This is a genomic window from Phreatobacter aquaticus (assembly GCF_005160265.1).
Taxonomy (GTDB): Bacteria; Pseudomonadota; Alphaproteobacteria; order Rhizobiales; family Phreatobacteraceae; genus Phreatobacter; species Phreatobacter aquaticus.
On record NZ_CP039865.1, the window covers coordinates 2,785,782 to 2,798,405 of the forward strand.

22 protein-coding genes are annotated in these 12,624 nt (G+C 66.7%); 19 read left to right on the forward strand and 3 right to left on the reverse strand.

What is annotated here, in order from left to right; all coding sequences use genetic code 11:
* The 9 genes from E8L99_RS13055 (at position 1) to E8L99_RS13095 (ending at position 5,769) form a co-directional block, all read left to right on the forward strand.
* Positions 1–183 (forward strand): hypothetical protein, encoded by a 183-nt coding sequence (locus E8L99_RS13055; protein ID WP_137099949.1) that lies wholly within the window; start codon positions 1–3, stop codon positions 181–183.
* Entirely contained in the window at positions 180–614 is a 435-nt protein-coding gene (locus E8L99_RS13060) for an HK97 family phage prohead protease (protein ID WP_137099950.1), read from the forward strand. Before E8L99_RS13055 ends, E8L99_RS13060 begins: the two co-directional genes overlap by 4 nt.
* Before the next feature lie 43 nt (positions 615–657).
* The gene (locus E8L99_RS13065; RefSeq protein ID WP_137099951.1) at positions 658–1,746 is read left to right on the forward strand and encodes a hypothetical protein; all 1,089 of its coding nucleotides are present in this window, start codon (positions 658–660) and stop codon (positions 1,744–1,746) included.
* A complete protein-coding gene (locus tag E8L99_RS13070) occupies positions 1,746–2,429 on the forward strand; it encodes a hypothetical protein (protein ID WP_137099952.1) in 684 nt (227 codons plus the stop codon). Before E8L99_RS13065 ends, E8L99_RS13070 begins: the two co-directional genes overlap by 1 nt.
* A gap of 109 nt (positions 2,430–2,538) precedes the next feature.
* Entirely contained in the window at positions 2,539–2,943 is a 405-nt protein-coding gene (locus E8L99_RS13075; RefSeq protein WP_137099953.1) for a hypothetical protein, read from the forward strand.
* A 59-nt stretch (positions 2,944–3,002) separates the two neighbouring features.
* Positions 3,003–3,215 carry a hypothetical protein gene (locus E8L99_RS13080; RefSeq protein WP_137099954.1) on the forward strand — a complete coding sequence of 71 codons (213 nt, stop codon included), beginning with the start codon at positions 3,003–3,005 and terminating at the stop codon, positions 3,213–3,215.
* A gap of 27 nt (positions 3,216–3,242) precedes the next feature.
* Complete coding sequence (locus E8L99_RS13085) at positions 3,243–3,662, forward strand: hypothetical protein (protein WP_137099955.1); 420 nt, start codon at positions 3,243–3,245, stop codon at positions 3,660–3,662.
* The gene (locus tag E8L99_RS13090) at positions 3,659–3,916 is read left to right on the forward strand and encodes a hypothetical protein (RefSeq protein WP_137099956.1); all 258 of its coding nucleotides are present in this window, start codon (positions 3,659–3,661) and stop codon (positions 3,914–3,916) included. The genes E8L99_RS13085 and E8L99_RS13090 overlap by 4 nt, the downstream gene beginning before the upstream one ends.
* A gap of 596 nt (positions 3,917–4,512) precedes the next feature.
* The gene (locus tag E8L99_RS13095; RefSeq protein ID WP_137099957.1) at positions 4,513–5,769 is read left to right on the forward strand and encodes a phage major capsid protein; all 1,257 of its coding nucleotides are present in this window, start codon (positions 4,513–4,515) and stop codon (positions 5,767–5,769) included.
* 3 nt (positions 5,770–5,772) lie between these two features.
* Here E8L99_RS13095 and E8L99_RS13100 read toward each other — a convergent pair whose 3' ends face one another.
* Positions 5,773–6,621, reverse strand: coding sequence for a trypsin-like serine protease (locus E8L99_RS13100; RefSeq protein ID WP_137099958.1), 849 nt, complete (start codon positions 6,619–6,621; stop codon positions 5,773–5,775).
* Positions 6,618–7,361, reverse strand: coding sequence for a S1 family peptidase (locus E8L99_RS13105; RefSeq protein WP_137099959.1), 744 nt, complete (start codon positions 7,359–7,361; stop codon positions 6,618–6,620). Before E8L99_RS13105 ends, E8L99_RS13100 begins: the two co-directional genes overlap by 4 nt.
* Before the next feature lie 112 nt (positions 7,362–7,473).
* Here E8L99_RS13105 and E8L99_RS13110 point away from each other — a divergent pair, with 112 nt between their 5' ends.
* From E8L99_RS13110 to E8L99_RS13145, 8 genes are all read left to right on the forward strand, one after another.
* Positions 7,474–8,043, forward strand: coding sequence for a head-tail connector protein (locus E8L99_RS13110; RefSeq protein WP_168201667.1), 570 nt, complete (start codon positions 7,474–7,476; stop codon positions 8,041–8,043).
* Positions 8,044–8,364: a phage head closure protein gene (locus E8L99_RS13115; RefSeq protein ID WP_137099961.1), complete on the forward strand. Its 321-nt coding sequence runs from the start codon at positions 8,044–8,046 to the stop codon at positions 8,362–8,364.
* The gene (locus E8L99_RS13120) at positions 8,361–8,639 is read left to right on the forward strand and encodes a hypothetical protein (protein WP_137099962.1); all 279 of its coding nucleotides are present in this window, start codon (positions 8,361–8,363) and stop codon (positions 8,637–8,639) included. The genes E8L99_RS13115 and E8L99_RS13120 overlap by 4 nt, the downstream gene beginning before the upstream one ends.
* Complete coding sequence (locus E8L99_RS13125; RefSeq protein ID WP_137099963.1) at positions 8,639–9,049, forward strand: DUF3168 domain-containing protein; 411 nt, start codon at positions 8,639–8,641, stop codon at positions 9,047–9,049. The genes E8L99_RS13120 and E8L99_RS13125 overlap by 1 nt, the downstream gene beginning before the upstream one ends.
* Before the next feature lie 28 nt (positions 9,050–9,077).
* Positions 9,078–9,488 carry a phage major tail protein, TP901-1 family gene (locus E8L99_RS13130; RefSeq protein ID WP_137099964.1) on the forward strand — a complete coding sequence of 137 codons (411 nt, stop codon included), beginning with the start codon at positions 9,078–9,080 and terminating at the stop codon, positions 9,486–9,488.
* 120 nt (positions 9,489–9,608) lie between these two features.
* On the forward strand, positions 9,609–10,010 hold the full coding sequence (locus E8L99_RS13135; RefSeq protein ID WP_137099965.1) for a gene transfer agent family protein: 402 nt from the start codon (positions 9,609–9,611) through the stop codon (positions 10,008–10,010).
* Positions 10,010–10,186 carry a phage tail assembly chaperone gene (locus E8L99_RS13140; protein ID WP_137099966.1) on the forward strand — a complete coding sequence of 59 codons (177 nt, stop codon included), beginning with the start codon at positions 10,010–10,012 and terminating at the stop codon, positions 10,184–10,186. Before E8L99_RS13135 ends, E8L99_RS13140 begins: the two co-directional genes overlap by 1 nt.
* A complete protein-coding gene (locus E8L99_RS13145) occupies positions 10,179–10,772 on the forward strand; it encodes a phage tail tape measure protein (RefSeq protein ID WP_137099967.1) in 594 nt (197 codons plus the stop codon). Before E8L99_RS13140 ends, E8L99_RS13145 begins: the two co-directional genes overlap by 8 nt.
* On the opposite strand, the gene E8L99_RS13150 is transcribed toward E8L99_RS13145, so the two are convergent.
* Complete coding sequence (locus tag E8L99_RS13150) at positions 10,769–11,011, reverse strand: YdcH family protein (RefSeq protein WP_137099968.1); 243 nt, start codon at positions 11,009–11,011, stop codon at positions 10,769–10,771. The two genes, E8L99_RS13145 and E8L99_RS13150, sit on opposite strands and share 4 nt — an antisense overlap.
* Positions 11,012–11,094: 83 nt before the next feature.
* Here E8L99_RS13150 and E8L99_RS13155 point away from each other — a divergent pair, with 83 nt between their 5' ends.
* Positions 11,095–11,721, forward strand: coding sequence for a DUF2460 domain-containing protein (locus tag E8L99_RS13155; RefSeq protein WP_137099969.1), 627 nt, complete (start codon positions 11,095–11,097; stop codon positions 11,719–11,721).
* Between the two features lie 8 nt (positions 11,722–11,729).
* Positions 11,730–12,623 (forward strand): DUF2163 domain-containing protein, encoded by an 894-nt coding sequence (locus E8L99_RS13160; RefSeq protein WP_137099970.1) that lies wholly within the window; start codon positions 11,730–11,732, stop codon positions 12,621–12,623.
* Position 12,624: the final 1 nt, after the last annotated feature.

The window sequence follows — 12,624 nt, forward strand, 5'->3', positions numbered from 1 at the left end:
ATGATCCGCCTGATCAAGCCACGTGCCGCACCAGCGCCCCGCCTTGCCGACGAACCGATCCGCCGCTTCGTGGCGGTGCTGGCCTCCCTCGAGGCGCGCCCGCGCCCCGGCACGGCAGTGTCTGCTTCGCCGAAACCCGCCAAGGCCAATGTCCCCCGTGCCGAGACCGGGAGGCGCCGATGAGCGCCCGGTTCGACACCGCCACGGGCCTCTTCACCGGCTATGCCTCGCTGTTCGGCCTGGCCGATGCGCAGAAGGACGTGGTCGAGCCCGGCGCCTTCGCCGCGACGCTCGCCCGCCGCGGCCCCGCCGGCATCCGCATGCTCTGGCAGCATGATCCGGCGACGCCGCTCGGCCTCTGGCTGGCTCTCACCGAGGACGAACGGGGCCTGCGGGTCACGGGAAAGCTCACCACCTCCACCGCCCGCGGCGCCGAGACGCTGGATCTGCTGCGCGCCGGTGCGCTGGACGGCCTCTCCATCGGATTCAAGGCGGTGAAGGCCGCAGCCGACCGCAGGCGGGGCCTGAGACGGCTGATCGAGATCGACCTCTGGGAGGTCTCGATTGTCACCTTTCCAGCTCTGCCCGGCGCGCGGGTGACCGCGCTGGGGTGAGCCGGCCGCGCCGCACCTGACCTGACAGGCGGGACCCTTCGACATGATCGAACCGAACGAACGAGCGGCCCTGGCCGCGCGGCAGATGCTGCTTGCCCGCGCCATGCGGATCGGCTGGCTCGGCGTCTCCATTGATGTGGCGCGGATGCGCCTGGCGCTCAGGCAGTTCAACCCGGAGCAGCCGCGCGTGCCGGCCGGCCAGTCCGGCGGCGGGCAATGGACGGGCGAGGGCGATACGGTTGCGCCGACACCGGCGGCCGACAGCCCGGCTCGCGAGGTCACGACCGATGCCAGCGGCGCTACGGTGGAGACCACGCGCCGACCCGATGGCTCCATCGTCGCGACGACGCACAATCCCGACGGCTCCGCAATTCGGTCCGAATATGCCGCGTCGCGCACTGCGGGCTACGACGAGCGCCACGTGGTCATGGCGGCGGATGGCGCAAGCCGCAGCTTCGAAACTGAGGGCAACGTCCAGACCATTCGGGACGGGGCTGGCCGCGTCCTGAGCCGCACAGAATGGACGCCTGCCGGACCCGAGGCACAACCGGTGGTCCAGCAGGCCTATCTGCAGCCAGGAGTGGGCGCCAAGACCGTCGAGTTGGGGCTGATGCTCTATGGCGCCCTGGCCGGTCGCAATGTCGGTGGCACTCAGGCCGTTGCCGCCTTCAACTCTCGCGAATATTCGTCATCCGGTAATATTGCGGATCCGCAGCTGAGCTTCGTTGGCAGACTGACGCAGCAGGAACTCGATGATTTATGCGAGAGGCGCGGGGACGTTCAGGCTATGACGAACGAGGCTGCCAAATACTACAGGCGAGAACATCCCGACATGTCGCCGCAGAATTTTGGGACGGCCGTCCATGCAGCAGTCGCAAGGGAGGTCGGAAAGAGTGATCCTGATTTTAGGGCCGAATTTTCTCTGATTAAGTCAGAAGAAGCAGGCTATGGTCAGCTGGGTTCAATTCGCATTGACGTCTTCGAGAGAACAAAAAACGATGTCGTCTGTGTCTATGATATCAAGACAGGGCAGAGTGGGCTGACGTCGGCGCGCATCGCCGAGATTGCTGGCAATGTCGCCAGTATCTATAGGACTAAGAGGTTCACCATTACCGAAATTCGGCCGGAGTGATGACGACTGTCGCTGATGTCAAGCAAGTGACAAGATCTCTTCTGCAGCGCAACACCGATCTTGCGCTCGTGGGGCGGAAGCTTGTCTTGCGGCCGGTCAAGCATGTCGCGCGGTTCGTCATGATCGACCGATGTTCGTCCCAGGACGAGTTCGTTCCTCAATGGGCTGTGACGCACTTGTTCGAACCCAAGCGGTTTCTGCCCCTTCAGTTCGGGCAATTCCTCTATCCACCGGGACGGAAACGCTGGACGAGGGACGTGCCCGACCTGGTCGATCGGCTGACCGAATGCGTGGAAGAAATGGCCTTGCCGGAATTGCGCGCCCGACCGCTTCTTGAAGACTACATCGCCTATTGCGAGTATCCGCCGCCGGGTCATCCCCGGCCAGCCACCAACGGTCTTCTCTTTAGACGTCCCATCCTCCGGGCCGCCATGGGCGATCTTATCGGCGCATTGTCTGATTGTGAGCTGCTGGAAGCCGCTTCAAGGAATTTTGTCCCTTTCTATCGGGAGGAATTCGACCGTGCCGTCTACGAACTGCTCCCGCCCTTGCGCGCTGGCGATAGTCACGCGGTCGCTACCCTGCTGCATTCCTGGGAAGCCTTCACGGTAAAGACCAACAAACTTGAACATCTCTGGGAGCCGACGCCGTTTCCGCTGGAGACCGGGGAGTTGGCATCGTGATGCTCTGGTCGGCCTGGTCCCGCATTGTAGGGCCCGTCAATGCCGACAACCGGGCGAGCGCGCTTGAGAGTGGGCTCATCCGCGACACTGACAAATGGGACAGGCGGCAATGAAGACAATCACGTACGCATTTCCGCACGGCCTCATTTTCTTGAGCTCCCCGACTGACATGACGCCGCCTGTCCCGACCTACGCCACACAATTTCGGTTCACCCAAAGTTGCCTGAGCGTCGTCTGCCAGCATGAGCAAGAGGGCACCACCGAGCTTTCGATCGGGACGCCCGAAGAGGTCGATCCGGGCTATGCGCCTGTGGTGAGCGGCGTGATCGCCACGCCGACCCGGCAGCTGGCCGTCTCCACCTCCGCGGCTGACGACATCCTCTCCATTTCGGTTCCGGACATCGAAACCCTGCTCAGGGTGTGGGTCAATCACCGCCAATGGCCGGACAAGGTGCAGGTCGGCATTGGGGGAGCGGAGGTCGAGCACCAGATGAGCCGGAATGTCTTCTTCTAGGCCGAGCGCGCTGATGATTGCGAGGCCCATCCAGTGACGCCTGTCGCCCAACTCGCAGAATGCTGCGGCCGCTCCTGCAGCGGCACCCCGATCTGACCTTTCACCGGCTCTCGATCGTCGTCATGCCCGTCCAGCATCTCGTCCGCTGGGGCATGATTGACCGGACCGGCGGCCCGGACCTGCGCAGCGTGACGAGCCGCGTGGGGTTTCTCTGTCAGCCTGATGGCGTTCTCGGTGGCCGCGCCAATCTGATCTACCCGCCCGCCAAATAGGGCGGCTGGCGGCTGTCGGACCCTCTCATGGCGGAGAAGCTGTTCGCGCAGATCGAGCCAGTCGTGCTCGACGAACTGCGTGCCACCCGGACCCTCGACGACTATGCTCACTTCCTCCATTGCGGCGTGCCGAGCCCCGTCTTCTATCGCTATCACCTGGAATATTTGGTGGTCGCCGTGGCGCACGGCGATCTCAAGACGGCTGCGATCATGTGCAAGGCGCTGGAAACGGGCCAGAGCCGTTTTGCCGATCCCGATCTGGCCGACTACGCGGCGCCCATCATCGGCCGGCTCCACCCGCTCATCCAGGCGCGGGACCGGGCCGGCCTCGCAGCCGTGCTCCGCGAGTATGAGGCGCTGACCGTCAAAGCCAACAAGCTCGAACCCCTGTGGCAGCCAACACCGTTCCCGCTGGAACTGGAGTCTGATGCGGGATCAGAGTCATGACCCACACCGCCGGCTTCCAACGCATCCGCCAAATCCTGATGGCCCATTGGGACCCGATCGGCATTGCCGATGTCCCGGCCTGCGCCGATGAATATGACGACTATGTCCGCGTTCTGGTGCGGCACCTTGCCGGTGAGATGTCGCAAGCTGGCCTTGCCGCTTATCTGGTCGACATCGAGATCGCCTGGATGGGACTGACGCCCAACCCCGACAGAGCGCAGCGTGTCGCGGCCCTCTTGCTCGCTCCAAACTGACCTTACTGCTCCCGTCCAAGCCAGGGCGCTTGGTGCCGAACTGGGCCTCGCCCACGATGCGCTGATGCGTCTCCACGAGGCCGTCTGCCGGGAGTGGCGCATACGCGAGATACAGGTTGTTACACGCCGTTACGCATAGAATTGTACAAATTTATGCCTTGTTTAAATAGATGCGGCATGGTGCCCAACGGGAAAAGAATTTCCTTGAGTATCTTGTGCTGCGAAACGAGGAGGTTGTCGCGCAAATATTTGAGAACTGACGATGTCGTACATTGTGTTGGTTGTGCTTCTGTACGCATTTTTGGGAATGTTTTATAAATATATATTGTCAAAGATGGATAGGAACGAAGCCTCTCAGCCTGTCATCTATATTATCGTATCGGTCGCGCTGATCGTGTGGACAGGGTTGTTGATTGTGCTCGTGCATTAAAATCGAGTTGCAGTGCAGCAAATCCGCGGTTCTGTGCGGACCATCTGCCGCATATTTCGCCGCCGCCTGACGAGACCCGATCCACCTCATCACCCCAGCCGCCCGCACCCGCGAGGCGGCTTTTTCTTTGGCCCTTTCCACCCCAACCTCAAGGGAATCCTGCCTCATGACCCTCGACATCCGTTCTGCCGCTTCCCCCGAGACCAAGGCGCTGGCGCCGGAGGCCGGCCTCACCCACGAGGCGCTGATGCGCGCCCACGAGGCCTTCAAGGAGACCAATGATCTGCGCCTCGTCGCCGACGAGCGGCGCGCCGCCGATGTGCTGCTCGACGACAAGCTTGCCCGCATCAATGCCGAACTCGACGCCAAGATGCAGCGTATCGAGCGCCTGGCTGTGGAGGCGCGCCGGCCGGCGCTCGGCCTGGAGCGGCCCGACAAGGGCTTGGCCGCCTGCCAGCACAAGGCGGCCTTCGAGGCCTATATGCGCTCCGGCGAGACGCAGGGGCTCAGGGTTCTCGAGACCCGCGCGCTGTCGGCGGGCTCCGGGCCGGATGGCGGCTATCTCGCCCCGCCCGAGGTCGAGACGACGGTGACCCAACGCCTGGCTGCCATCTCGCCGATCCGCGCCATTGCCGGCGTCCGCCAGGTGTCGGCGCCAAGCTTCAAGCGCCCCTTTGCCAAGACCGGTCCGGCCTTCGGTTGGGTCGGCGAGACGGCATCGCGCACCACCACCGATTCGCCCGTGCTCGCCGAACAGGTCTTCCCGGCCATGGAGCTCTACGCCATGCCGGCGGCCACCCAGACGTTGATCGATGACGCCGCCGTCGATCTCGAACAATGGATCGCCTCGGAGGTCGAGACAGTCTTCGCCGAGCAGGAGGGCAAGGCCTTCGTGTCAGGCGATGGCACCAACAAGCCGACCGGCTTCCTCACCCAGACGCTGGTGGCCAATGCCTCCTGGGAATGGGGCAAGATCGGCTTCACGGTCTCGGGCGCGGCGGCGGCCTTCGCCACCGCCAACCCGGCCGACCGGCTGTTCGACCTCATCTATGCGCTGAAGGCCGGCTTCCGGCAGAACGGCCGCTTCGTCATGAACCGCAAGACGCAAGCTGAAGTCCGCAAGTTCAAGGACGAGAGCGGCGCCTATGTCTGGCAGCCGCCGGCACAGGCGGGCGGGGAGGCGAGCCTCTTCACCTTCCCGGTCACCGAGGCTGAGGACATGCCGGATATTGCGGCCAATGCCACGCCGATTGCCTTCGGCGACTTCCGGCGCGGCTATCTGGTGGTCGATCGCCTCGGCCTGCGCATCCTGCGCGATCCCTATTCCGCCAAACCCTATGTCCTGTTCTACACGACCAAGCGTGTCGGCGGCGGCGTGGCGGATTACGACGCGATCAAGCTGATGAAGATCGCGGCGAGCTGACCCCTACGGCGGCGGCGCGCCGTCGATCCGCGCCCAGGGCGGCAGGCCCTGGCGGGTCGGCGAGCGCGGCGGCGGCAGGGTCGCCACCTGCGGATTGGCCGGTGCCCGGCTCTCGCCCGACGCGATGGCGCCGCGGATCCATGGTGCGATGCCGACCACTGGCATAGCGACCGTCAGGCTGCCGCAGCCGCGCGTCTCCGGCGGGCCAGAGACCAGGCTGACCACGCCAACCACGGAACCGCCGGCGAGCGCCGGTCCGCCGGAATCGCCCTGGCAGGCGGAGGGCGCAAAGGCCCGACCGATCCGCTCCTGGAAGCCGAGCGCGGTATAGCCTGATACCGAGCGGGTGATGACCGGCAGGTCGACCCGCCGGAGCTGACCGGCCGAGCGCATGGAATCCAGCTGCTGGCGGCCGAAGCCGGCAATGGTCACGCGGGTGCCGGGTGCCGGATCGCGCCCGCCGATGCGCGCGGCGCCGAAACCTGCCGGCGGCAGGTCGCGCAGCGTCAGCACCGCGACATCGATGGGCGCGGTATTGCCGTCCTGGCGGGGCACGCCTGGATGGCCGGCGGCCGCCAGAACCGGCGTCAGCGCCACGATATTGCCGTTGCGGATGAAGGCGACCACCGCGATCCGCGCGCCCTGCACGCAATGGGCGGCGGTGAGCACGCTCCGCCGGCCGACCAGCGTGCCGGTGCAGCCATTGGCATCGCCGGTGACCACCAGGACCGAGGAGCGCGACAGGGGATCGCCCGGACCGACCGCGCTGCCGCCAATGATGGCGGAAGCCGGCGTCGGCAGGGCAAGGGCGAGACCGGCGAGGGCCGTGGCGGCGATCAGTCTGTCTCTCATCGGGGTCCTCCAAGGCTCTGGATCGCGCCAGCGATCCACGAGCGGTGCGGGGCAATGGGAACGGTGCCGGTCAGCGCGCCGCAGCGCGCCTCGCCGGCGCCGGTGGTCCAGCTGACGACGCCCGCGATCACCGGGCGCCCGCCTTCGGTCGCAAAGACCGGGCCGCCGGAATCGCCGGTGCAGGCGCCAAGCGCGCCGCCAGCCGGTCCGGTGAGCCTCACCTGATAGCTCCCCGGCCTGCCTGTTACGGTGAGGGCTGCCGATCGGAGCACGCCGGCCGAGCGGCCGTCGCCCTCGCTGAGCGGCCCGAAGCCGGCAAGCCGGATGGATGCGCCGGGCTGCGGCACGCCGCCGCCTGAAAGATCAGCGCGGGACGTGCCCTCGCCGATGGGGCGGGTGGTGCGCACCACGGCGAGATCGATCGAGGTGCGGCGGTTCTGCCAGTCGGCCCGCTTGTAGGCGGGGTGCACCTGGCGCGCCGCCACTTCGTTGATGATCGGCTGTCGTCCGGGGCCGAAGGTCAGCACGGCCACGGGCTCGGGACTGTCGACGCAATGGGCGGCGGTCAGCACGAGATTGGGACCGATCACCGCGCCGGAACAGAAGCCCTGACGGGTCGAGATCATCACGGTCACCCGCGCCAGCGGATCGCCCGCCGGCACCGGCTGGCCATTGATCACGGCGCCCGCCGGACCAGCGGCGAGAAGGCTCGCTGCGGCGGCCAATGCAAGTCGAACCACGTCATCTCCTGCTCTTCGATGTGAGCCCGATCAGGCCTGCAACCGGCGGGTCCTGTCAATGCGCCCGGCCGTCACCGGCGGTCGCGTGCCCCGTCCAAACCGCGAGACTGTCATGAGCCTCACTGTCCTCGAACCGCCTGCCGTCGAGCCGCTGACGATCGGCGAGCTCAAGCTCTTCCTCAAGATCGATGACGATGCCGAGGATCAGCTGATCGCCGATATCGCGCGGACCGCCCGCCGTCATGTCGAAGATGTGACCGGCAAGCTGATGATCACCCAGCGCTGGCGTATCCGGCGTGATGCCTGGCCACCCTCGGGCCGGCTCGCCCTGCCGTTCGGGCCGGTGCAGAGCCTGGATGAGGTGGTGGTAACCGGCCCGTCCGGTCCTGGCGCGGTCGATCCCGCGCACTTCGTGCTCGATGGCGTCTCCGCACCGCCGCGGCTTGCCTATGCGCAGGGGAGCCTTCCCGAGCCAGCCGTTCCGGTCGCCGGCATCAGTCTCGATGTGACGGTGGGCTTCGGTGATCCGGCTGATGTGCCCGATCCCATCCTCCAGGCGCTGCGGCTTCTCACCGGTCATTGGCTTGAAAACCGCGGCCTGATCAGCGTCGGCCACGAGGTGGCGGTGCTGCCGCGCATGGTCGAGGCGTTACTCGGTCCTTTCACGACGCGGAGGCTCTAGATGAATCCCGGAGCCTTCCGCCATCGCCTGGTGATCGAAGCCCCGGTCGAGACTGCCGATGGCGCCGGCGGTGTCACCCGGTCGTTCGAAACGGTCGCCACCGTCTGGGGCCTGATCGAGCCCCTGGGCGGCACCGAGATCCGCACCGAGGACCGCCTCGTCCAGCGGCTCACCCATCGCATCACGCTGCGTGCCTTCTCCGGCCTCACCGCCGCCCATCGCTTCAGGCGTGGCGCGCGCATTTTCGAGATCCGCGCCATCCGCGACGACGTGCCGGCGATCCGGTTTCTCACCTGCCAATGCGAGGAGATCGCCCCATGACGCCGATCGTGACCGTATCCTATGGCGGGCTGTCTGCCGCCACGCGGGTGCCGAGCTGGACCCATCCGTTTCTCGTGCGTATCGCCGAGCGGATCGTGACCGCGGCCTCCGCCAATGATCCGGCGCCCGGCCTGCGTGTCGTCGAGACCGACACCTCGGTGCGCGTTGTCGACGAGGCGCCTGGCGCCTTCGGCCGCGAGTTCGGCACGCTGAACCGAGAGGCGAAGCCGCGCCTCGGTCCGGCGGTTCGGCTGGTCCGGGCGGGAGGCGCCTGATGAGTGTCGCAAGCCTCGCGCTGCGCCAGGCCCTCCATGCGGGCCTCAATGGCTTTGCTCCCCTGACGGCTCTGCTGGGTGGCCCGAAGGTGTTCGACGAGCCGCCGCGGACCGTCGCCTTTCCCTATGTGACGCTGGGCGATGCCCAGACCAGCGACTGGTCGACCGACACATCCACCGGCCACGAGCATTCGGTCCTGATCCACATCTGGTCGCGCCAGGGCGGCCAGACGGAAGCCCATCTGATCGCCGGCGAACTGGTCGCGGCGCTGGAGACGGTCGCCCTCGATCCCGTGGGACAGCGCCTCGTCAACCTGCGCTTCGCCACCGCCGACATCCGCCGCGAGGACGATGGCCGCACCTGGCACGGCGTCGTCCGCTTCCGCGCGGTGACCGAACCCGCCGCCTGATCCAGCCCCCTCAATCCGGAGACTTTCGATGGCCGCCCAGAAAGGCAAGGACCTCCTTTTGAAGATCGACGACGGCACCGGCGCCTTCGTGACCGTGGCCGGGCTCCGCTCGCGGCAGTTGCGCTTCAATGCCGAGACGGTCGACATCACCCATGCCGAAAGCGTCGGCCGCTGGCGCGAACTGCTCGATGGCGCGGGCGTCAAGCGGGCCTCGGTGGCCGGCTCGGGTCTGTTCCGCGATGCCGCCTCCGACGCGCTGATGCGCCAGATCTTCTTCGATGGCGCGGTCCGCGACTTCCAGGTGATCCTGCCGGATTTCGGCGTGATCGAGGGGCCGTTCCAGGTCACCGCGCTGGAATTTGCCGGCAACCACAATGGCGAAGTGACCTACGACCTGGCGCTGGAGAGCGCCGGCGCGGTCGGCTTCGAGGCCGCTTGAACACGTTGAATCAGAATCGGAGAGCGAGCGCCACGGCGTCTTCGCTTCCACCGACAAGCCGCTGAATTGGCGGGCGGAAATCCCTCAACCTGAATCAAACCCAGAGCCCGGAGGCTCCTCATGGCCAATCTGAAGCGTGGCGAGATCGAAGCCGATCTTGGCGGCACCACCCGCCGCCTGGTGCTCACCCTCGGAGCCCTGGCAGAGCTCGAGGCCGTGTTCGAGGCGGGCTCGCTCATCGAGCTTGCCGAGCGCTTCGAGACCGGCCGCCTGTCGGCGGGCGACCTGATCGCGGTGATCGCGGCAGGCCTTCGGGGCGCGGGCGACAATCTATCGGACCGCGAGGTTGCGGCCCTGACGGTCGACGGCGGAGCGGCAACCTATGTCCGCATCGTTACCGACCTGTTAACTGCAACCTTTGGTGGTGGCGCGGGCAGCGAGAAGGGGACCGCCTCCACCCCTTTTCCGCCCGCGCCGGCCATCGCCGGGGGGCCGCCGAACCCTTCCCCTGGGACGATGTGATGCGCCTGGCGCTCGGTGTCATCGGCTGGCCGCCGCCTGTGCTCTGGGCCTCGACGCCACGCGAACTGGCCTTCGCCTTGGAGGGCCGCTTCGGCCGGGGAGGCGCCGCTGCCGACCGTCCGACGCTCGAGCGGCTGATGGCGGCATTTCCGGATCGAGGAGGATTGCATGGCTGAGATGGATACGCTGTCGGTTGAGGTCACCGCCGATACTTCGGCCTTCCAGCGCGAGATGGCCGCCTGCGACAAGCTCGCCCGCGGCTTCGGTGCCTCGCTGACCCGCGCCTTCACCAATGCGGTAACGCGCGGCCAGTCGCTCGGCAGCGTGCTGCAGTCGCTTGGCCAGCAATTGTCGAGCATGGCGCTGCGCCAGGCGCTTCAGCCGCTGACGGCTGGCATCAGCAACACGCTCGGCGATTTCGCCAAGGGGTTTCAGGGGCTGGGGCAGGGTGTGTCGGCGGAGGCTGGCCCGCTCTCGGGCGTAACGCCCTTCGCGCGCGGCGGCGTGGTGGCGGCACCCACCTATTTCCCGATGGGTGACGGCCGGGCCGGCCTGATGGGCGAGCGTGGCCTGGAGGCTGTCATGCCGCTGGCCCGCACCGCCGACGGACGTCTCGGCATCGCCGCACAAGGCAATGGCCGGAACGGTCCGGCCATTGTCATGAATGTCACCGCCAGCGATGCCGGCTCGTTCCGGCGCTCAGAGGCGGAACTCACCGCCATGCTGGCGCGGGCCGTCGCTCGCGGACGGCGCGGGGTCTAGGCCGCCTTGTTCAGATATTCGGCAATCTCGTCGAGCAGCGCCAGGCGCTGCTTCTTCAGCGTCTCGGCGGTTTCATCCGAGGCCGGCGTGAGCTCTGCCTCGATCCGGTAAATCTCCTCGTTCAGCTCTGCATAGCGCTCGGCAAGCCTGGCGAAATGCGCATCCGAATGCTTCAGGGCAACCATGGCCTCGGCATATTCGGGCAGTTCCTCGGCGAGTGTATGGGGCGTGTGGCTCATCAGGCATTCCTCATTGCTAACGCGTCGGATGTTCGTCCGGCTGCCGGTCAATCGCCTTGCTCAGGATCAATTGGGGGACCCTCATGAACGCCTTTGACGAGGTATCGTTCCCGCTCGACGTGGCGCTCGGCGCATCCGGCGGACCCGAGCGGCGCACCGACATCGTGCTGCTCGGCTCGGGCCGCGAGGAGCGCAACGCGCGATGGGCGCATTCGCGCAGGCGCTACGACGCGGGCTACGGGGTGAAGACCTTCGCTGGGCTTGCTGCCGTCGTGGCCTTCTTCGAGGAGCGGCGCGGCCGGCTGACCGGCTTCCGCTTTCGCGACCGGCTGGACCATTCCTCGGCCCCACCGGGGACGCCTGTGACTGCGCTCGACCAGGCGATCGGGACCGGCGATGGCATAACGACCACTTACCGGTTGGTGAAGACCTACGGGACAGGCAGCGGCGCCTATCGCCGGCCGATCACCAAGCCGCAGGCCGGAAGCGTCCGGATCGCCGTTGCCGGGGTCGAGACGACCGCGTTCACCCTCGACCCTGCCACCGGGTCCGTTACGCTGGACGACCCGCCACCCGCTGGCGCCGCGATCACCGCCGGCTTCCTGTTTGACGTGCCGGTGCGGTTCGACACCGACCGCCTCGACGTCAACCTCACCTCGTTTGCCGCTGGCGACATCCCATCGATCCCGCTGGTCGAGATCCGCCCGTAGGAGCTCTCATGCGCACGATTCCATCAGCCCTCCAGACGAAACTGGACCAGGGCGCGACGACACTTGCCACCTGCTGGATCCTGCGCCGCCGCGACGGTCTCGTGCAGGGTTTCACCGATCACGACGATGACCTCGTCTGCCAGGATGTCCCCTGTCTCGCCATGACGGGCTTCGATGGCGCGGCCGCCGCCGAAAAGCTTGGCTTCGCGATCTCCGGCGGCGAGATTTCGGGCGCGCTCGTCGCCGACAGTCTCACTGAGGCCGACATTGCCGCCGGCCGCTATGACGGCGCTATCGTCGAGATTCATTGGGTTGACTGGAGCGAGCCGGAACTCTTGGTGCTGCTGCGCGTGATGACGCTCGGCGAGATCACCCGAGAATCGGGGGCCTTCAAGGCGGAACTGCGCTCGCTCGCCCAGGCGCTGGATGTCGAACGTGGCCGTCTCTACACGCCGGGTTGCTCCGCTGATCTCGGCGATGCCAGATGCGGTGTCGATCTGGCCGCCGCAGACCGCCGCGCCACCGCCACTGTTCTGGCCGTCGAGGCGACAGGCGCGCTGGTCTGTTCAGGGCTGGGCGACTTTGTCTCCGATGCGCTGAATGGCGGACGGCTGCTGGTCGAGACCGGGGCCGCCGCCGGTTTCTCCGTTGAGATCGCAGCACAGGCGATCGCTGCTGACGGCGTCTGGCTGGCGCTCTGGCAGACGCCGCCGGAACCGATCGTGCCCGGCGACTCTGTGGCGGTGACCGTCGGTTGTGACAAGCGCTTTGCCACCTGTCGCGACCGCTTCGCCAATGCCCTCAATTTCCGCGGCTTTCCCCATATGCCCGGCATCGACCGGATCGTCTCCGTGCCGCTGGCAGGCGAAGCCGGCCACGACGGCTCCAGCCTGCAGGCCTGAC